The sequence below is a fragment of the Ruegeria sp. THAF33 genome, assembly GCF_009363615.1.
GTDB lineage: Bacteria > Pseudomonadota > Alphaproteobacteria > Rhodobacterales > Rhodobacteraceae > Ruegeria.
On record NZ_CP045384.1, the window covers coordinates 2739473 to 2757939 of the forward strand.

An 18467-nucleotide genomic window follows, 5' to 3' on the forward strand; every position below is an offset into this window, starting at 1 on the left:
CCCCATACGGGATCAGGTCAAATCAGACCAGCTCTCCGGCCAGCGCCTTGTCGATCAGGGAAATTGTTTCAGGCACACCGTACAGCGCGATAAAGCCGCCAAAACGCGGGCCCTGCGATGCACCCAGAAGCACTTCGTACAACGCCGTGAACCAACCGCGCATGGGGTCGAACCGCTCACGCCCGATGGAATAGACCACTGATTGCAGCGCCTCGTCCTCGGTCGGGCCATCATAAGCCTCAAGCGCGGCTTTCAGCGCTTCCAGCGCCTCACGCTCCTGATCCGTGGGTGAGCGATGTTTGCGCGTTGGTTTGGCGAAATCGTTGAAGTAGCGAACCGCAAAGCCCGCGGCCTGATCCAGATCGGGATGGCTTTCAGCCGTTGCTTCCGGCGCATAGCGGCGAATAAAGCCCCACAGCGTCTCCTTGTCTTCCGCGCCCGAAACCGACGCCAGGTTCAGCAACATCGCAAACGGTACGATCAGGGTCGATTCGGGAACGTCGCCACCGTGAATGTGCCAGACCGGATTGTTCAGCTGAGCTTTTAGGTCCTGCCCCGGATAGGCGCGCAACTGTTGATGATATTCGTCATAAGCCTTCGGGATCACGTCGAAGTGCATCCGCTTGGCTGTCTTGGGCTTTTGATACATGAAATACGCCAGGCTTTCGGTCGGCGCGTAGGTCAGCCATTCGTCGATCGACACGCCATTGCCGGACGATTTCGAGATCTTCTGGCCATTCTCATCCAGGAACAGCTCATAGGAAAAATGCTCGGGCGCACGGCCGCCCAATGCACGGCAGATCGCGTCATAGATCTTTTCGTTGGTAGCATGTTCCTTGCCGTACATCTCGAAATCGACGCCCAGCGCTGCCCAGCGCGCCCCGAAATCAGGCTTCCATTGCAATTTCACGTTGCCGCCAGTGACGGGCACGGTCCATTCCTTGCCGTCCTCGTCATCGAATGTGACGGTATAGGTCTCTGCACACACTTTCTTCATCGGCACATACAGAACCCGCCCGGTTTCCGGATGGATCGGCAGGAAAATCGAATAGGTCCGTTGGCGCTCTTCCCGCAGGCTTTTGAGCATGATGGCCATCACGTCATCATACTTGTGGACCGCGCGCTTCAGGATCTCGTCGAACTGGCCTGACCGATAGAAATCGCGTGCAGAATAGAACTCATAGTCGAATCCGAAGGTATCGAGGAACCGGCGCAACATCGCGTTGTTGTGCTCGCCGAAGCTGGGGTATTCGCCAAATGGATCGGGAACCGAAGTCAACGGGCGCTGCAAATGTTCTTCAAGCGCCTCCGGGTTGGGCACGTTGCTGGGCACTTTGCGCATCCCGTCCAGATCGTCCGAAAAACAGATCAGCTTGGTCGGTATGTCCGAAAGCGCCTCGAACGCGCGCTTGACCATCGTGGTCCGCGCGACCTCGCCGAATGTTCCGATATGCGGCAAGCCAGACGGGCCGTAACCGGTTTCGAACAGCACATACCCCTTTTCCGGAGCGCCCTTCTGATAGCGTTTGAGCAACCGGCGCGCCTCTTCAAAAGGCCAGGCCTTGGACGACATCGCGGTTTCACGCAGTTCAGACATTTCAATGTGCTCCATCGGGGAAAGTGTCGCGGTCACCCCATGCAACCGGACCGGCCCCTCCTATTGTGCCAGTGCAGCATGAGTCAATAAAGCAGTGGCGCAATTCGCGACACACTGCGCCAAAAAACAGTCGCCCTCGGGCAGGTAGGGAAACGTTCCTTGGCCCGCAAACACTCTGTCCGGGATATCTGCGCTGCATTTTCACCGGCCAGTGTTGCTCAGGCCACAATGGTGGGCCGATTGTTCCCCCGAAACAAAAAAGACACGCGCGCGGGCGCAAACTTGACCTGGTTGTTTCGCACGCTCACCGGGCAGTGTTAGACAAAGGCGACACGGGGGGGTTCCCCGGACCAGAGGAAACGGGATGCGACGCGAAACCACCAACCGTATACGCTTTGTACTCGAAGATATCGTGCCGCCTATCCTGCGTGACAGCGCCGCGTTTCATTGGCTGGCATGCAGGGTTTGGGGCGACCATATCACGCGCCTTGCCGAATTCCGTGAACGCGCAACCTATCTGACGGATGACGAATACGAAAAGCTCTACCGCGATCATCCGCGCGTGCATCAGGGCACCGACAATTCCGAAGCCTGCATCAAGCGGATTGCCACGGATATCGTCGGGCAGAGCATCTGCGATATCGGCTGCGGCACCGGAGTTCTTTTGCAACGCATAAAGGCCGCCCGGCCCGACATCACGCAACTGACAGGGGTGGATTTCGTCGTCGATGATGCGGCTGCCATCGACAATATCGACTATGTTGCAGCTCGGATCGAAGAACTGCCGTTTGAAGACAACAGCTTTGACACCGTAATCTGTACCCACGTGATCGAGCATCTTCTGGAATACCGTCAAGCAATCGCTGAACTGCGTCGTGTCGCGCGAAAACGCGTCATTATCGTCGTCCCGCGTGAACGCGAAAGCAGGTACACCTTCAATCCGCATTTCAACTTTTTCCCCTACACCCACAGCTTTCTGCGCGCGGTGTATCCCAGCCCGGACATCCATGTCTGCGAAGACCTGGGGCGCGACATCTACTATTGCGAAGACCGCCCCGAGGAAAAACCGGAACCGGAGCACCAAGGATGACTCCGCCCGCCCCAACGACACTGGTCTGGGCTGGTTTGCTGTTCACACCAGTTATGATCTCGGCCGGGCAAATTCTGTTCAAACTGGCGGGAAACCGGATTGATGGGCGCGAAGCCACCGGATTGGCGGGCCTCATCCAGACGCTGTTCGATCCTTTCCTTTTGACAGCCTTTGCCATCTATGGCTCGGCTACAGTGCTGTGGGTGTATGTCTTGAGGTATCTGACTCTGTCCCAGGCCTACCCTTTTATGGCCCTCAGTTTCGTTCTTGTGCCACTGGCCTCGCACGTCTTCTTCGGCGAAACACTTGGGCTGCGCTACTGGCTGGGGGCCGCGCTTTTGATTTCGGGAATGATGGTCATGAATACCTGATCGCGCGGGATGGATGAAACAAGGTGTTGAACCTGACCCGCTGCGCTCATATCGTGCGTCCTCGAACGACCCCAATCAGGACCATCCCATGACCGAGCAAGTGCCCCACCCGATGTCCCCGCAGGATTGCCTTGTGGCGATCATGGTTGCAGTCTCGGCGTCTGACGAAAACATCCGAACCGCCGAGCTGGTCAAGATCGAGGTTGCCGTGAACATGCTGCCGGTCTTTGCCGGGTATGACATCGATCGGACCCGTCGTGTATCACAGATTGTTTTTGACCTGTTCGAACAGGAAGACGGTTTGGATGCGCTGTTTGGCCTGATCCGCGAAAACCTCCCCGAGCGTCTGAACGAAACGGCCTATGCGCTGGCTTGCGATGTCGCAGCCGCCGATGGTTCGCTGGCCGAAACGGAACTGCGCCTGCTGGAAGAAATCCGGTACGAACTGAATATCGACCGTCTGCATGCCGCCGCAATCGAACGCGGGGCACGCGCGCGCCACACGGTCTGATCTTGGCAATCTGCGAGTTTTAGCTTCCGTAGAGCGAACCCCAACGTTCCAGCAAGGCCCGTTGCAGTTTCCGCGACCTGCGGTTCCAGCTTCGCGCGCCTTCAGGCCGTTCGCGTTGTGCGCGGGGAATCTTGGCGCGATGGGCCACGTCCGCCGTAAAAATGGCAAAGGCCAGATCGACCCCGTCCGCCGTTGTCAGGAAACCGCCCAACCCAGATACGAAGTTCAATGTGCCTGTCTTGGCATCGACCTTGATCGGGTGGTTCTTGACCGGCCGCCCATTGCGATCCGTCAAGGCAAAAGGCTTCATCAATGGGCGCAATGCGCCCATTTTCCGGGCCGCGACAAGGGCCGCGACCAGATCCGCCGGCACCATACGCGAGGCATCGCCAAGACCGGAATGATCGACCATCGCGATCCCGTTCACGCCAAAGCTCTGAGACGCCCAACGGTTCATCTCGGCCGCCGACTCCGCCAGGTTGCGCGGGTCAACGCCCCGCGCTTTGGTTGCGGCCAGTCCGACCATCTCGGCCGTCAGGTTCGTCGAGTATTTCAGCATCCCGCGCAAAATACTGTTCAATGGATCGCTGCGATGCACCACAAGGTCGACGCCTTTTGGCGCCTCTCGTGTCACTTGCGCGTGGTTCAGAACGATTCCATTGGATCGGGCCAAAGTGCGAAACACATCACCTGCGTACAATGCGGGTTTGCGCACAGGCAGCCAGCGTGCCCCGCCATTGCCCAGCGCGCCCTTGGCCACGGTCCAGCGGTCCTGCCGCGCGCTTGGCTGATAGGTATAGATCGGCAAGCTGCGGTTCTCGACCCGCATGGCTGCCACATCAACTGCCGGCACATATCGCGCGCTGCGGGCATCCATGGTCACATCGTAACCCTTACCGGCACGCTTCCACTCGAAATGGACCCGATTGAAATTCAACGATATCCCGCTTACCGCCGGGCTGTACCCCACATGATCCGGCTGACCGGGATCAATGCTGAACACGAAGGGCAGCGCCCCGTCATAGACCTTGAAGGCTCCTCGAACCTCGGTGATTCCGGCCTCGCGCAGGTTGGCCGCCATCGTAGCCAGCGCATCCGTATCCAAAAGCGGGTCACCCCCGCCTGCCAGTATCAGATCGCCATGCAAAATCCCGTTTTCAATTGGCCCATCTGCGATCAAACGGGTTTCGAACCGGTGGTCGGGTCCCAGAACGTCCAGCGCGTAAAGCGCGGTCATCGCCTTGCCGACACTGGCCGGGGGCAAGCCCGCACCTTCACCAAAAACCTCCAGCGGCTTTCCGGTCGCCACATCCGCGACGGCGAAAACAACTTCGCCCGTCAACCCTGCGGCCGCAACCAAACGCTCGGCGCCACTCAACAGCGCCACACGCGCGCGCGGCCTGAGCGAGACCAGCGGCGCCTGTGCCAGACCAGCTGCCGGGATCAGAGACGCCCCCAATCCTCCCAGAAACTCACGACGTGAAAAACGACCAGCCATAGTTGGAATAAAATCCCACAGATCAAATGCGCGCAACCGCTCGCTGCGATTATGCGCCGCGCAAGGCTATTCCGGCAACACTTCCGCGCGCCATTCGCCGCGCGTCCGAATCTCGGTGGAACTGACATCAACCATCGGCACATTCACGAAACACCAGGCCGGAGCCTGCGCCCGCCCCAAAAGATGCCGCGCCTGCCCGTCGATCCTGTACTTGGCATAGACCCGCGCCGCCCTGGACATCCGGGCGGATATCCGGTCGCCGGGCCGTGCGACCACACCGACAGGGACACTGTCCATGATCCCTCGCCAATCTTTCCAGCGGTGGAATTGCGCCAGATTGTCCGCCCCCATCAGCCAGACAAATCGCACCTGTGGATACAATCGCTGCAACGCTGTCAGAGTATCCGCAGTCGCGCGTGTACCTGTCAGCGCCTCGATGTCCGTCACCTCGACACGCGGATGCTGCATCACATTCCGCGCTGCCGCCATTCGCCTGTCCATGGGCGCGGGCCCGCGTTCCTTCAACGGATTGCCCGGCGATACCAGCCACCAAACCCGATCCAGCCCGAACGCCTTCATCGCCTCAAGCGTGACATGCACATGGCCCTGATGCGGTGGATCAAACGACCCGCCGAACAGACCGACGACCTGCCCAGGTCGCGCATAGGGTATGCCGTACCGCTCCATACCCTGCTGATGTTCAGAACTGCGGGGCGTTGTCAATCAACAGGTTGCACCACATCACCCAGCCGAACCCGCCCGGGCCGCACGACTTCGGCGCACCATCCTCCGTGCCCACGCACGGCGGAATAGCCACCCTTGCCCAGCGCTTCTTCCATCCGGCTGCACGGCGCACAAATCACGGTGAGGCGCAAAATCGCCTCGCCCACCTGCACCTCGCGCCCTTTGAGCGCCACCAGATTGATCCCCGAAACCACCAGGTTGCGCCGTAGGATTTCAGGCGCAACCGGCCCCTGCCCCAGGCACGACCCAATCGCCGCCAGATGCTCCTGCTGGATCAGGGTAACCGCCCGCTTGCCAACGCGGGCACGGTCACTGATCAGACCGGCCTCGGTAATCACGGATTCCTCGAGTGACACCATCTCGGCCCGGCGCTCTGGTCGCGCTCCGATCCAAGTCACGCAACCGGGCTGCGCCCAACCCGCAATCAACTCGGCCAGTTCCGACATAACACCCCCATTTACAACGCACCCACACTATGCCGCCCGACCCAAAGACGAAATTCACAATACCACCAGCTTGCCCCGCCCGTCCCGCTCGGATATCCAGCGTTTCAACCCAATTTCCCGACCCAGAGGACGCGACATGGCCGCCTATCAATATGTCTACCACATGCAGAGTGTCTCCAAGACCTATCCCGGTGGCAAGAAGTGCTTTGAAAACATCCACCTCAGTTTTCTGCCCGGCGTGAAAATCGGTGTCGTCGGTGTCAACGGCGCCGGTAAATCGACGCTGATGAAGATTATGGCCGGCCTCGACACCGACTTCACCGGCGAGGCATGGGCCGCCGAGGGCGCCAAGGTCGGCTATCTGCCGCAGGAACCGCAACTGGATGAATCCCTGACCGTTCGCGAAAACGTCATGCTGGGCGTGGCCGGGAAAAAGGCCAAGGTCGACCGCTTCAACGAGATCGCGATGGAGATCGCCGAGAATTATTCGGACGAGCTGATGGAGGAAATGACCACCCTTCAGGACGCGATCGACGCGGAAAACCTGTGGGATCTGGACAGCCAGATCGACGTGTCGATGGAGGCGCTGCGCTGCCCGCCGGACGACGCCGACATCGCCAACCTTTCGGGTGGTGAGAAACGCCGCGTGGCGCTGTGCAAGCTGCTGCTGGAAGCGCCCGACATGCTGCTCTTGGACGAACCGACCAACCACCTGGACGCGGAAACCATCGCCTGGCTGCAACAGCACCTGATCGACTACAAAGGCACCATCCTGATCGTCACCCACGACCGTTATTTCCTGGATGACATCACCGGCTGGATTCTCGAGTTGGACCGCGGCCGTGGCATTCCGTACGAGGGCAACTATTCCTCGTGGCTGGAGCAGAAAGCCAAGCGGCTTGAGCAAGAGGCCCGCGAGGACAAATCCAAGCAGAAGACGCTTCAGCGCGAACTGGAATGGATGCGTCAGGGTCAAAAGGCGCGTCAGGCCAAATCCAAGGCCCGGATCAACGCCTATAACGAGTTGGCGGAACAGTCCGAACGCGAAAAGCTGACCCGCGCCCAGATCGTCATCCCCAACGGCCCGCGCCTTGGCAGCAAGGTGATCGAGGTCAGCGGGCTGGCCAAGCACATGGGCGACAAGCAACTGATCGAAAATCTCTCGTTCAGCCTGCCGCCCGGTGGCATCGTCGGTGTGATCGGCCCCAACGGCGCCGGTAAATCGACCCTGTTCAAAATGCTCACCGGCCATGAAAAGCCCGATGCCGGCATCATCGAATACGGCGACACGGTGCAGCTGTCCTATGTCGACCAGTCCCGCGACGACCTGAAAGACAACGACACCGTGTGGGAGGCAATCACCGGCGGCGCCGAGATCATTCAACTGGGCGACGCACAGGTCAATTCCCGCGCCTATTGCTCGTCCTTCAACTTCAAGGGCGGCGACCAGCAGAAAAAGGTCTCGCTGCTATCGGGTGGTGAGCGTAACCGCGTCCACATGGCCCGCCTGCTGAAAGAGGGCGGCAACGTCCTGCTGCTGGACGAACCGACCAACGATCTGGACGTCGAAACCCTGCGCGCACTGGAAGACGCCCTGGTCGATTTCGCCGGCTGCGCCGTGGTGATCTCGCACGATCGTTTCTTCCTCGACCGGATCTGTACGCATATTCTGGCCTTTGAAGGTGATGCCCACGTGGAATGGTTCGAGGGCAACTTCGAGGACTACGAAGAGGACAAAAAGCGCCGTTTGGGACCGGATGCGCTGGAGCCCAAGCGGTTGAAGCATAAGAAGTTTGCGAGGTAACTACTACATTTTGTAGCGCGCGGTGTTGCTTGTACAAAGTGGCACCAAGCTCATCTTTAATTCACTTGAAAGGTATGGTTCTTAATGCTAAGTGCGATTCAGGAGATGCGGAATCCTTTCCGCGCTCGTTCCAGGGCCCGCACTTTAGGTGCGGGCTTCTGAGTTAATGTACTTCGTCTACCTCGATGAGTTTGGGCATATTGGCCCATACATAGAAAGATCGTCCAGAAAACACAATGAAAGCCCAGTTTTTGGGCTAGCCGGGATAATACTGCCGGAGGAAGCCGTTCGCCCTTTTGCGAGCTATTTTCTTAAGCAAAAGGGGCTGAACTTCAAAGCCGAAATCGATAGCACTGGCAAGATGGCCGCGAAGTGGGAGAAGAAAGGCACCTCATTTATTCGACCAAAGCCGATGCGGCAATACACGGAAGCTCGTCGCTTGTTACATCGCGTAATGAAAAAAGTCGGCGATTCTGGGGGACATCTATTCTACTACGGGCGAGAGAAAAAGCGCGGGCTACACGAGGACCTGAACTCAATAGGTCTTTACACTACCTGCTTCGCTCATACGCTGCGGCAACTTGATCGTTTTTGCCATGCGCGCAATAGCAGTTTCGTAGTTATCGTCGACCAACATTCAGCACGTAAAGAACTGTTAGAATGTGCCGCAAAAACAATGTTCGGGCATAAACCGTGTATTCACCTTGCAAGCCCGCCATTTGAAGTGGAGAGTTACCTCAACCAGAACATTCAAGCCGCAGATTGGATTGCGACGTTGGTAGGCCGCTTGGCCGCATATGAAGTTTGCCCAGAAGAATACCAAGACTACGCTTATCTGCGAGAGATCTTTTCGGACCGCCTGAACGACTTAAAAAAGAACAGTCTATTGGACAAAAGACCTCGCAGAGAGGTAAAATCTCCAGCTAGCGGACCATTTGCAAGTTTGGCCGTTCTGCGCGACAGCATGAAGTGACCAACAAGCGTAGGATGGGGTTTTACCCCATCTTTCACCCAACGACCCTACTCGAACACCCGCACGATCTGTTCCCGCGCACCAAATCACCTCCAAAACCCGACCTTCCGCATGATGGGGTAAAACCCCATCCTACAGCTCTCCGAATGCGCCGTCCGTCACACCATCACTCCAACCCGGATCAACCCGACCCACAATAATACCGCGATAGATTGACGATTGCGGTCACTCGGTAGTGTGCTTCTCCAGCCCACTCATGAATGCGGCCGCCAAGAAACAGCACCTCAAAACATAATGTTGGACTGATTGCAGGGGCAGCACCTTTCCAGATCGGTTTACGCGAAACCTTCCGACCCGACACCAATAAACCCGATCTCCGAGCCTTCCGATCGGGACTCACTGCACCGAAGTTCAAAGGAAACGGTTTCAATCCTTTCTGTCAGGTCCTGTTCCCGCTCTGTGAGTTCCAGCAACAGTTCGTGCATTTCTGGGTTTAACATCCCGGCCGCAAACCACGACGCGTTCGGCCAGGGTGCGGTTTTCACGGCCACAGAAGAAGTTTGACACTCTCTCTTGTCACCCGGCCCCAACACTGCTAAACGCACCCAATCTTGCGGCCTCGGATTCGTTCCGGGGCCTTAGATATTTTGAACCGGGGACCTTCGGGGCCCTATACCCTTGGCACCTACGGGGGCCTCTCACATAGCGGGGAACCCCCTCGCACTTGCTAAACGGAAGACAGAAAGCATGGCACTCAAGTCGTACAAGCCGACGACGCCGGGCCAGCGCGGGCTGGTGCTGATCGACCGTTCGGAGCTTTGGAAAGGACGTCCGGTCAAGTCTCTCACTGAGGGTTTGACCAAATCGGGCGGCCGGAACAACACCGGACGGATCACTTCACGCCGCCGCGGCGGTGGCGCAAAGCGTCTCTACCGGATCGTTGACTTCAAACGGAACAAATTTGATGTCGCGGCAACCGTCGAGCGGATCGAATACGACCCGAACCGGACCGCATTCATCGCACTGGTAAAATACGAAGACGGCGAGCAGGCCTATATCCTGGCTCCGCAGCGTCTGGCTGTTGGTGACAAAGTCGTGGCATCTGCCAAGGCCGACATCAAGCCGGGCAACGCAATGCCGTTCTCGGGCATGCCCATTGGTACCATCGTCCACAATATCGAGATGAAGCCTGGCAAAGGCGGTCAGATCGCACGTGCGGCCGGTACTTACGCTCAGTTCGTTGGTCGCGATGGCGGCTACGCTCAGATCCGTCTGAGCTCGGGCGAGCTGCGCATGGTCCGTCAGGAATGCATGGCCACCGTTGGTGCCGTGTCCAACCCCGACAACTCGAACCAGAACCTCGGTAAAGCCGGTCGTATGCGCCACAAAGGCGTTCGTCCGTCGGTTCGTGGTGTTGCAATGAACCCGATCGATCACCCGCACGGTGGTGGTGAAGGTCGTACCTCGGGTGGCCGTACACCGGTTACACCGTGGGGTAAGGACACCAAGGGTAAGCGTACCCGCAACAAGAACAAAGCGTCCCAGAAGCTGATCATCCGCTCGCGGCACGCCAAGAAGAAGGGACGTTAATCTATGTCTCGCTCTGTTTGGAAGGGTCCTTTCGTCGATGCTTATGTGCTGAAAAAAGCCGAAGCAGCGCGCGAGTCGGGCCGCAACGAAGTCATCAAGATCTGGTCGCGTCGTTCCACCATTCTGCCCCAATTCGTGGGTCTGACCTTTGGTGTGTACAATGGCCAGAAGCATATCCCGGTAAACGTCACGGAAGACATGATTGGTCAGAAGTTCGGTGAATACTCGCCAACTCGTACCTACTATGGTCACGCCGCAGACAAAAAAGCGAAGCGGAAGTAAGTCATGGGCAAGGAAAAGAACCCCCGCCGCGTGGCTGAAAACGAAGCAATGGCGAAAACTCGCATGCTTCGCACCAGCCCGCAGAAACTGAACCTGGTTGCGCAAATGATCCGCGGCAAGAAAGTCGAGAAGGCTCTGACCGACCTGACTTTCTCGAACAAGCGTGTCGCGCAGGACGTCAAGAAGTGCCTGCAGTCCGCAATCGCGAATGCCGAAAACAACCACAACCTGGACGTTGACGAACTGATCGTCGCCGAAGCTTGGGTTGGCAAGAACCTGGTCATGAAGCGCGGTCGCCCGCGTGCCCGTGGCCGTTTCGGCAAGATCATGAAGCCGTTCTCGGAGATCACCATCAAGGTGCGTCAAGTTGAGGAGCAAGCCTAATGGGACATAAAGTCAATCCGATCGGCATGCGCCTGCAGGTCAACCGCACCTGGGACAGCCGCTGGTACGCTGACACCAAGGATTACGGTGATCTTCTGCTGGAAGACATCAAGATCCGTGAGTTCATTCAGAAAGAGTGCAAGCAGGCCGGTGTTGCACGTGTGATCATCGAACGTCCGCACAAGAAGTGCCGCGTAACGATCCACACCGCACGTCCGGGTGTCATCATCGGCAAGAAAGGTGCAGACATCGAAGTTCTGCGCAAAAAGCTTGCTGGTATGACCGACAGCGAACTGCACCTGAACATCGTCGAAGTGCGCAAGCCCGAGCTTGACGCGCAGCTGGTTGCCGAGTCGATCGCTCAGCAGCTGGAACGTCGTGTTTCGTTCCGTCGCGCAATGAAGCGCTCGGTTCAGAACGCCATGCGCATGGGCGCCCTGGGTATCCGGGTGAACGTCGCTGGCCGTCTGGGCGGCGCCGAAATCGCACGGACCGAATGGTATCGCGAAGGCCGCGTGCCTCTGCATACCCTGCGTGCCGACATCGATTACGCACATGCCGAAGCGATGACTCCTTACGGGATCATCGGGATCAAGGTCTGGATCTTCAAAGGTGAGATCATGGAGCACGATCCGCAGGCACGTGACCGTAAAGCACAGGAACTCCAGGATGGTCCGGCACCTCGCGGTGCAGGCGGCCGTCGCTAAGGAGGATTTGAGATGCTTCAACCAAAGCGTACGAAATTCCGCAAGATGCACAAAGGCCGGATCAAGGGAGAAGCCAAGGGCGGCTCTGATCTGAACTTTGGCACCTACGGTCTGAAAGCCTTGCAGCCCGAGCGCGTCACCGCACGTCAGATCGAAGCTGCACGTCGTGCCATGACCCGTCACATGAAACGTCAGGGTCGTGTCTGGATCCGTATCTTCCCCGACACTCCGGTCACTGCAAAGCCGATCGAAGTTCGTATGGGTAAAGGTAAGGGTTCGGTGGACCGCTGGGTTTGCAAGGTCAAGCCCGGCCGCGTGATGTTCGAGATCGACGGCGTCAATGACGACATCGCCCGCGAGGCCCTGCGCCTGGCCGCGATGAAGCTGCCGATCAAGACCCGCGTCGTGGTTCGCGAAGACTGGTAAGCGATCCGGGGTTTCCCCGTTCGTGACAAAATTGACCCCCGTCGGGAAACCGGCGGGGGTTTATTATTTGGGGGCGCTGCCCCCGCCGCGGCAAGCCGCGACTCCCCCGGGATATTTAAAGCCAGATGAAGCGGGGGATCCGGATTTCATCTGGCAAAAAATATCCCGGAGCGCGAGGCAGAGCCTCGCAAAAGAGCCATCGCAATCGCGATGAAGCTAGGTTAAGAGGGCGCTATGGCACAGATTGAATCTCTCTTCGTAACCCGTCTTTATCGCGCAGCCCTGTCCGAGTTCGATCCCGCGATCGATGCGGAAGAGTTGGAAGACTCGTGCCTTGTCATCGCCGAAGATGACGAGGCCGGGCAGCAATGGTGTGAGGAAAACGGCTATCCCGGCTACACCAGCTATGCCTCGCTGACCGATCTGCCCTGGCGCTTCCCGATCTTTGCCGATCTGGTGGAGGTACTGGATCAGCACGTGGCGGCCTTTGCCAAGGATCTGGAGTTCGATCTGGGCGAGGGCGCGTTGAAACTGGAAGACCTTTGGATCAACATCCTGCCCGAGGGTGGCATGCACTCCAGCCACCTGCACCCGCACAGCGTGATCTCGGGCACGACCTATGTGGCGATGCCCGAGGGGGCGAGCGCGCTGAAACTGGAGGACCCCCGTTCAGGCCGCATGATGGCTGCGCCGACGCGTCTGAAAGGCGGGCGGCGCGATTTGCAGCCATTCATCTACATGAAACCGCAGGTGGGGGATGTCCTGCTTTGGGAAAGCTGGCTGCGCCACGAGGTCCCGATGAACATGGCCGAGGAAGAGCGGATATCTGTCAGTTTTAACTATCGGTGGGACTGAACGCTCCCACCGAATAACGGCATCTTGAATGCCGGAGAACACCGTTGGCACTCCGCCCAGAATGAACGAAAGCCCTGTCAGGCGGCAGGTGAAGGCCAAGAAAATTCTGGACGGAACGCTTCATATACCGGTCGTCCGTCATCAGGCTTGGGGTACCCTTTGCTGTCATCGTAAAACGCGTGGTAAGTCGCTGCAGGAAACTTGCTGTCATCATACCCCATCACGTTGGGTACAGCCACGCGTATGCGTTTTTGCTTATCATCCAGCATCAGCGCGGCCCCGCACTCAGAACAGGTGCAAAGCTCTAAAGGGCCATCGGGATTGTTGGCGTTGAATGGTTGACGGTTCATCTTGTCTTCGGGGTCTGCTGACAGGTCTGTGTAGTTAAAGAACGCAACATGGGTTGTGTGCTGTCCGGTCACGGACTTACAGACATCACAGTGGCATTCATGGTTGTCTATCGGTTCTGCCGTCGCGACTATCTTGACGTGTTCACATCCTCCTGAATAAGGGCTGGTCATTTTCTTACCTCCTCTGTGAACTTCAGGCTTTTGGGCCTTCTCTATTGGGCGCCGAACGCGGCACGTTGGCAATACAGACCTTGGCCTGAGTTTGGATGAGGAATACTTCGCGGAAGTTTCGTGATTGGTAACCCGTTCGGCGACCGAGAGCATCCAATTCCCTCGCCATCAAGAAGACGTCAAACTTTCCCTTGCCCCCCACTCCCTAAACCCTTATACGGCGGCATCCTGCGTGTCGCCCGGCGTTGTCGGGAGATTCGCATGTCTATCATTCATCCACCAGGTCCAAGGTGACCCGTGTACGGGGCCTTCTGGTGTTTTGAGCAAAGGAAAAAGGCGATGAACGCCCAAGAACTGCGTGAAAAGACCCCGGACCAGCTCCGCGAGGAACTGGCCAACCTGAAGAAAGAAAGCTTTAACCTGCGCTTTCAACAGGCAACCGGTCAGCTGGAAAACACTGCCGGCATCAAAGCGGCCCGCCGCAATGCTGCCCGCGTCAAAACCATTCTGAACGAAAAGGCCGCTGCTGCGGCATCGGAGGAGTAATCCCATGCCTAAGCGTATCCTGTCCGGAGTAGTAACCAGCGACGCCAACGAGCAGACCGTGACTGTTTCGGTTGAACGCCGTTTCAAGCACCCGCTGCTGCACAAAACCGTTCGTAAGTCCAAGAAATACCGGGCTCATGACGAAAAGAACGCCTTCAAGGTCGGCGACACTGTACGCATCATCGAATGCGCGCCGAAATCGAAGACGAAACGTTGGGAGGTTCTGGAGGCATAAGCCCCCAGACCTTTCCATTTGTCGAAACCCTGGGGGAATTAACAAGACCAGCCCCCACAGGTCGGGAGAAACCACATGATCCAGATGCAGACCAATCTGGATGTCGCTGACAACTCCGGCGCTCGCCGAGTTCAGTGCATCAAGGTCCTGGGTGGTTCCAAGCGTAAATACGCCTCCGTCGGCGACATCATTGTCGTCTCGGTGAAGGAAGCCATCCCGCGCGGTCGCGTGAAGAAAGGTGACGTCCGCAAGGCCGTCGTCGTACGCACCGCCAAGGAAGTCCGTCGCGAAGACGGCACCGCGATCCGTTTCGATCGCAACGCCGCCGTCATCCTGAACAACAACAACGAGCCGATCGGTACCCGTATCTTTGGCCCCGTTGTTCGTGAACTGCGCGGCAAGAACTTCATGAAAATCATCTCGCTGGCTCCGGAGGTGCTGTAATCATGGCTGCTAAACTCCGCAAAGGCGACAAGGTCGTCGTGCTGGCCGGCAAGGACAAGGGCAAAGAGGGAACCATTTCCTCGGTTGACCCCAAAGCCGGAAAAGCTGTTGTTGATGGCATCAACATCGCCATCCGTCACACCCGCCAGTCGCAGAACTCGCAAGGTGGTCGTCTGCCTCAGGCAAACCCGATCGACCTGTCGAACCTGGCACTGCTGGACAAGAACGGCAAAGCGACCCGCGTTGGCTTCCGCATGGAAGGTGACAAGAAGGTCCGCTTCGCCAAGACCACAGGGGACGTGATCGATGCTTGATAACGCAACCTACACCCCGCGTCTGAAAACTCAGTACGTTGAAACCATCCGTGCCGCTCTGAAAGAAGAGTTCGGTTACAAGAACGACATGCAGCTGCCCAAGCTGGAGAAGATCGTTCTGAACATCGGTTGTGGTGCCGAGGCCGTCAAAGACTCGAAGAAAGCGAAAGCTGCGGTCGAGGATCTGACTGCGATTGCCGGTCAAAAGGCCGTTGCAACCAAGGCAAAGAAATCGATCGCGGGCTTCCGCGTCCGTGAAGACATGCCGCTGGGCGCGAAAGTGACCCTGCGTGGTGACCGGATGTACGAATTCTTGGATCGTCTGATCACCATCGCGCTGCCGCGCGTGCGTGACTTCCGCGGTGTAAAGCCTTCTTTCGATGGTCAGGGCAACTTTGCCATGGGCATGAAAGAGCACATCGTTTTCCCGGAAATCGATTTCGACAAGGTCGACGAGGTCTGGGGCATGGATATCGTAATTGCCACCACAGCGAAAACCGACGCTGAAGCAAAGGCACTGTTGAAAGCGTTCAACATGCCGTTCAACGCGTAAGCGCCGGGAGGATTGAGACATGGCTAAAAAAGCAATGATCGAACGCGAAAAGAAGCGCGAACGCCTGGTGGCCAAATATGCCGCAAAGCGTGCCGAGCTGAAAGAAATCGCGAATGACGAAAGCAAGCCGATGGAAGAGCGCTTCAAAGCGCGTCTGAAACTGGCGAAGCTGCCGCGCAACAGCTCGGCCACTCGTCTGCACAACCGCTGTCAGCTGACAGGTCGTCCCCACGCTTACTACCGTAAGCTGAAGGTCAGCCGTATCGCGCTGCGCGAGCTGGGTTCTGCTGGTCAGATCCCCGGCATGGTGAAATCGAGCTGGTAAGGGAGACATAGATATGAATGATCCTATCGGCGATATGCTCACCCGTATCCGCAACGCGCAAATGCGCGGCAAGTCCACCGTTTCCACCCCGGCTTCCAAGCTGCGCGGTTGGGTTCTGGACGTGCTGGCGGACGAAGGCTACATCCGTGGCTATGAAAAAACGACCGGTGAAAACGGTCATCCGGCCATCGAAATCAGCCTGAAGTACTACGAAGGCACCCCTGTCATTCGCGAACTGAAGCGGGTCTCGAAGCCCGGCCGTCGCGTATACATGGGCGTCAATGACATCCCGCAGGTCCGTCAGGGTCTGGGTGTGTCGATTGTCAGCACTCCGAAAGGTGTGATGTCGGACGCAAACGCTCGCTCCAACAATGTTGGCGGCGAAGTGCTCTGCACCGTCTTCTAAGGAGGTCTGCAATGTCTCGTATTGGTAAAAAACCGGTCGAGCTGCCCAGCGGCGTTACCGCCACTGTGTCGGGTCAGACCATCGAAGTGAAAGGTCCGAAGGGCACCCGCAGCTTTACCGCCACCGACGACGTAACGCTGTCGGTTGAAGACAACGTGGTCAAGATCGACCCCCGCGGCATGTCCAAACGTGCTCGCCAGCAATGGGGCATGAGCCGCACCATGGTTGCCAACCTGGTAACCGGTGTGACGACTGGCTTCAAAAAAGAGCTGGAGATCCAGGGTGTTGGTTACCGGGCTCAGATGCAGGGCAACACCCTGAAGCTGAACCTGGGCTACAGCCACGATGTTGATTTCACTGCTCCGGAAGGTGTCACCATCACCGCCCCGAAGCAGACCGAGATCGTTGTGGAAGGTATCGACCAGCAGCTGGTGGGCGAAACCGCGGCCAAAATCCGCGAATGGCGCCGCCCCGAGCCTTACAAAGGCAAAGGCATCCGCTACAAGGGCGAGTTCATCTTCCGCAAGGAAGGCAAGAAGAAGTAAGGACGAACACAATGGCAAACAGCAAAAGAACCCTGTTTCTGAAGCGCCGCCTGCGCGTTCGGAACAAACTTCGCAAGGTCAACGCGGGTCGTCCGCGTCTGTCCGTACACCGTTCGAACAAGAACATCTCTGTTCAGTTGATAGACGACGTACGTGGCGTGACCCTGGCCTCGGCCTCGACCCTGGAAAAGGATCTGGGCGTTGTTGGCAAAAACAACATCGATGCGGCGACCAAAGTCGGCGCGGCCATTGCAGAGCGTGCCAAGAAGGCAGGCGTCGAAGAGGCCTATTTCGATCGTGGTGGCTTCCTGTTCCACGGCAAGGTGAAGGCTCTGGCCGACGCTGCGCGTGAAGGTGGTCTGAAGATCTAAGACCTGCGGGCGGGTTTCGATCCGCCCCGATGATCCGGGGGCCTCGGCACTAGTCGGGGCTCACTTGGATTGAACAAACGGCGCCGAGAGCGCCTCTAGAGAAAAGGGATGCCAAGATGGCAGAACGTGAAAACCGTCGGGGCCGTGGCCGCGACCGTGACGAAGCACCGGAATTTGCAGATCGCCTGGTTGCGATCAACCGTGTGTCGAAAACCGTAAAAGGTGGTAAGCGCTTTGGCTTCGCCGCTCTGGTGGTTGTCGGCGATCAGAAAGGCCGCGTCGGCTTTGGTAAAGGTAAAGCGAAAGAAGTACCTGAAGCCATCCGTAAGGCGACCGAACAAGCCAAGCGTCAGATGATCCGCGTGCAACTGCGCGAAGGTCGTACCCTGCACCACGATATCGAAGGCCGTCACGGCGCTGGTAAAGTGGTTATGCGTACCGCACCTGAAGGTACCGGTATCATCGCCGGTGGTCCGATGCGTGCCGTGTTCGAAATGCTGGGCGTCAAGGACGTTGTGTCCAAGTCGCTGGGCTCGCAGAACCCGTACAACATGATCCGCGCCACCATCAACGGCCTGCAAAAAGAGCAGAGCCCGCGTTCGGTTGCCGCACGTCGTGGCAAAAAGGTTGCCGACATCCTGCCCAAGCGGGACGAAGCACCGGCTGCTGCTGAAGCAGAAGCATAAGGAGAGCGACCCATGGCAAAAACCATCGTCGTCAAGCAGATCGGTTCCCCGATCCGCCGCCCCGCCGAACAGCGCGCAACTCTGATCGGTCTGGGCCTGAACAAGATGCACAAAACCCGTGAACTGGAAGACACTCCTTCGGTCCGCGGCATGATCCGCAAGATCCCGCATCTGGTAGAGATCGTCGAAGAGCGCGGCTAATCGCTAAATCTTCGCAGAGTTCGAAACGCCCCTGATATTTTT

27 protein-coding genes are annotated in these 18467 nt (G+C 57.9%); 22 read left to right on the plus strand and 5 right to left on the minus strand.

The annotated features are described in order from the left end of the window. Positions 1 to 22: 22 nt before the first annotated feature. Positions 23 to 1597 carry a lysine--tRNA ligase gene (locus FIU92_RS13685; protein WP_152459148.1) on the minus strand — a complete coding sequence of 525 codons (1575 nt, stop codon included), beginning with the start codon at positions 1595 to 1597 and terminating at the stop codon, positions 23 to 25. A 364-nt stretch (positions 1598 to 1961) separates the two neighbouring features. Here FIU92_RS13685 and FIU92_RS13690 point away from each other — a divergent pair, with 364 nt between their 5' ends. From FIU92_RS13690 to FIU92_RS13700, 3 genes are all read left to right on the plus strand, one after another. After that, positions 1962 to 2687, plus strand: coding sequence for a bifunctional 2-polyprenyl-6-hydroxyphenol methylase/3-demethylubiquinol 3-O-methyltransferase UbiG (locus tag FIU92_RS13690; RefSeq protein WP_152459149.1), 726 nt, complete (start codon positions 1962 to 1964; stop codon positions 2685 to 2687). Further along, entirely contained in the window at positions 2684 to 3058 is a 375-nt protein-coding gene (locus tag FIU92_RS13695; RefSeq protein WP_216597870.1) for an EamA family transporter, read from the plus strand. Before FIU92_RS13690 ends, FIU92_RS13695 begins: the two co-directional genes overlap by 4 nt. An 88-nt stretch (positions 3059 to 3146) precedes the next feature. Further along, on the plus strand, positions 3147 to 3569 hold the full coding sequence (locus FIU92_RS13700) for a tellurite resistance TerB family protein (RefSeq protein WP_152459150.1): 423 nt from the start codon (positions 3147 to 3149) through the stop codon (positions 3567 to 3569). Positions 3570 to 3588: 19 nt separating this feature from the next. On the opposite strand, the gene dacB is transcribed toward FIU92_RS13700, so the two are convergent. The 3 genes from dacB to FIU92_RS13715 form a co-directional block, all read right to left on the minus strand. Next, positions 3589 to 5067 (minus strand): D-alanyl-D-alanine carboxypeptidase/D-alanyl-D-alanine-endopeptidase, encoded by a 1479-nt coding sequence (gene dacB, locus FIU92_RS13705; RefSeq protein ID WP_152459151.1) that lies wholly within the window; start codon positions 5065 to 5067, stop codon positions 3589 to 3591. A 66-nt stretch (positions 5068 to 5133) separates the two neighbouring features. Next, positions 5134 to 5754 carry a nicotinate-nucleotide adenylyltransferase gene (locus tag FIU92_RS13710; RefSeq protein ID WP_152459921.1) on the minus strand — a complete coding sequence of 207 codons (621 nt, stop codon included), beginning with the start codon at positions 5752 to 5754 and terminating at the stop codon, positions 5134 to 5136. Between the two features lie 32 nt (positions 5755 to 5786). Next, positions 5787 to 6257 carry an MOSC domain-containing protein gene (locus FIU92_RS13715; RefSeq protein WP_152459152.1) on the minus strand — a complete coding sequence of 157 codons (471 nt, stop codon included), beginning with the start codon at positions 6255 to 6257 and terminating at the stop codon, positions 5787 to 5789. Between the two features lie 136 nt (positions 6258 to 6393). Here FIU92_RS13715 and ettA point away from each other — a divergent pair, with 136 nt between their 5' ends. The 8 genes from ettA to FIU92_RS13755 all read left to right on the plus strand — a co-directional run bounded on the left by ettA (position 6394) and on the right by FIU92_RS13755 (position 13278). Further along, positions 6394 to 8061, plus strand: coding sequence for an energy-dependent translational throttle protein EttA (gene ettA, locus FIU92_RS13720; RefSeq protein ID WP_152459153.1), 1668 nt, complete (start codon positions 6394 to 6396; stop codon positions 8059 to 8061). A gap of 166 nt (positions 8062 to 8227) precedes the next feature. Then, positions 8228 to 9034, plus strand: a complete 807-nt coding sequence (locus FIU92_RS13725; protein ID WP_152459154.1) for a DUF3800 domain-containing protein — start codon at positions 8228 to 8230, stop codon at positions 9032 to 9034. A 747-nt stretch (positions 9035 to 9781) separates the two neighbouring features. Continuing rightward, positions 9782 to 10624, plus strand: coding sequence for a 50S ribosomal protein L2 (gene rplB / locus FIU92_RS13730; RefSeq protein ID WP_008757664.1), 843 nt, complete (start codon positions 9782 to 9784; stop codon positions 10622 to 10624). Positions 10625 to 10627: 3 nt separating this feature from the next. After that, positions 10628 to 10906 carry a 30S ribosomal protein S19 gene (rpsS, locus tag FIU92_RS13735; protein WP_068348022.1) on the plus strand — a complete coding sequence of 93 codons (279 nt, stop codon included), beginning with the start codon at positions 10628 to 10630 and terminating at the stop codon, positions 10904 to 10906. Positions 10907 to 10909: 3 nt separating this feature from the next. Next, positions 10910 to 11290: a 50S ribosomal protein L22 gene (gene rplV, locus FIU92_RS13740; RefSeq protein ID WP_039538267.1), complete on the plus strand. Its 381-nt coding sequence runs from the start codon at positions 10910 to 10912 to the stop codon at positions 11288 to 11290. Continuing rightward, on the plus strand, positions 11290 to 11997 hold the full coding sequence (rpsC, locus tag FIU92_RS13745) for a 30S ribosomal protein S3 (RefSeq protein ID WP_152459155.1): 708 nt from the start codon (positions 11290 to 11292) through the stop codon (positions 11995 to 11997). The genes rplV and rpsC overlap by 1 nt, the downstream gene beginning before the upstream one ends. 12 nt (positions 11998 to 12009) lie before the next feature. Next, positions 12010 to 12423 carry a 50S ribosomal protein L16 gene (gene rplP / locus FIU92_RS13750; RefSeq protein ID WP_117872242.1) on the plus strand — a complete coding sequence of 138 codons (414 nt, stop codon included), beginning with the start codon at positions 12010 to 12012 and terminating at the stop codon, positions 12421 to 12423. A gap of 234 nt (positions 12424 to 12657) precedes the next feature. Further along, a complete protein-coding gene (locus FIU92_RS13755; protein ID WP_152459156.1) occupies positions 12658 to 13278 on the plus strand; it encodes a 2OG-Fe(II) oxygenase family protein in 621 nt (206 codons plus the stop codon). 77 nt (positions 13279 to 13355) lie between these two features. On the opposite strand, the gene FIU92_RS13760 is transcribed toward FIU92_RS13755, so the two are convergent. After that, positions 13356 to 13799 carry a GFA family protein gene (locus tag FIU92_RS13760; RefSeq protein WP_152459157.1) on the minus strand — a complete coding sequence of 148 codons (444 nt, stop codon included), beginning with the start codon at positions 13797 to 13799 and terminating at the stop codon, positions 13356 to 13358. Between the two features lie 339 nt (positions 13800 to 14138). Between FIU92_RS13760 and rpmC the strand changes: the two genes are divergently transcribed. The 11 genes from rpmC (at position 14139) to rpmD (ending at position 18425) form a co-directional block, all read left to right on the plus strand. Then, on the plus strand, positions 14139 to 14345 hold the full coding sequence (gene rpmC / locus FIU92_RS13765) for a 50S ribosomal protein L29 (protein WP_093965352.1): 207 nt from the start codon (positions 14139 to 14141) through the stop codon (positions 14343 to 14345). Between the two features lie 4 nt (positions 14346 to 14349). Next, entirely contained in the window at positions 14350 to 14580 is a 231-nt protein-coding gene (gene rpsQ, locus FIU92_RS13770) for a 30S ribosomal protein S17 (protein ID WP_152459158.1), read from the plus strand. Positions 14581 to 14655: 75 nt separating this feature from the next. Next, on the plus strand, positions 14656 to 15024 hold the full coding sequence (rplN, locus tag FIU92_RS13775) for a 50S ribosomal protein L14 (protein WP_039523372.1): 369 nt from the start codon (positions 14656 to 14658) through the stop codon (positions 15022 to 15024). Positions 15025 to 15026: 2 nt separating this feature from the next. After that, the gene (rplX, locus tag FIU92_RS13780; protein WP_152459159.1) at positions 15027 to 15338 is read left to right on the plus strand and encodes a 50S ribosomal protein L24; all 312 of its coding nucleotides are present in this window, start codon (positions 15027 to 15029) and stop codon (positions 15336 to 15338) included. Further along, positions 15331 to 15891 (plus strand): 50S ribosomal protein L5, encoded by a 561-nt coding sequence (gene rplE / locus FIU92_RS13785; protein ID WP_152459160.1) that lies wholly within the window; start codon positions 15331 to 15333, stop codon positions 15889 to 15891. Before rplX ends, rplE begins: the two co-directional genes overlap by 8 nt. Positions 15892 to 15910: 19 nt before the next feature. Further along, positions 15911 to 16216, plus strand: coding sequence for a 30S ribosomal protein S14 (gene rpsN / locus FIU92_RS13790; protein WP_010437098.1), 306 nt, complete (start codon positions 15911 to 15913; stop codon positions 16214 to 16216). Between the two features lie 13 nt (positions 16217 to 16229). Then, positions 16230 to 16622 (plus strand): 30S ribosomal protein S8, encoded by a 393-nt coding sequence (rpsH, locus tag FIU92_RS13795; RefSeq protein WP_068340741.1) that lies wholly within the window; start codon positions 16230 to 16232, stop codon positions 16620 to 16622. Between the two features lie 11 nt (positions 16623 to 16633). After that, on the plus strand, positions 16634 to 17167 hold the full coding sequence (gene rplF, locus FIU92_RS13800) for a 50S ribosomal protein L6 (protein WP_152459161.1): 534 nt from the start codon (positions 16634 to 16636) through the stop codon (positions 17165 to 17167). A gap of 11 nt (positions 17168 to 17178) precedes the next feature. Continuing rightward, positions 17179 to 17538 (plus strand): 50S ribosomal protein L18, encoded by a 360-nt coding sequence (gene rplR / locus FIU92_RS13805; RefSeq protein ID WP_152459162.1) that lies wholly within the window; start codon positions 17179 to 17181, stop codon positions 17536 to 17538. A gap of 116 nt (positions 17539 to 17654) precedes the next feature. After that, positions 17655 to 18224, plus strand: a complete 570-nt coding sequence (gene rpsE / locus FIU92_RS13810) for a 30S ribosomal protein S5 (RefSeq protein WP_039538294.1) — start codon at positions 17655 to 17657, stop codon at positions 18222 to 18224. Positions 18225 to 18236: 12 nt separating this feature from the next. Further along, entirely contained in the window at positions 18237 to 18425 is a 189-nt protein-coding gene (gene rpmD, locus FIU92_RS13815) for a 50S ribosomal protein L30 (RefSeq protein ID WP_050605831.1), read from the plus strand. The last annotated feature ends 42 nt before the right edge of the window (positions 18426 to 18467 follow it).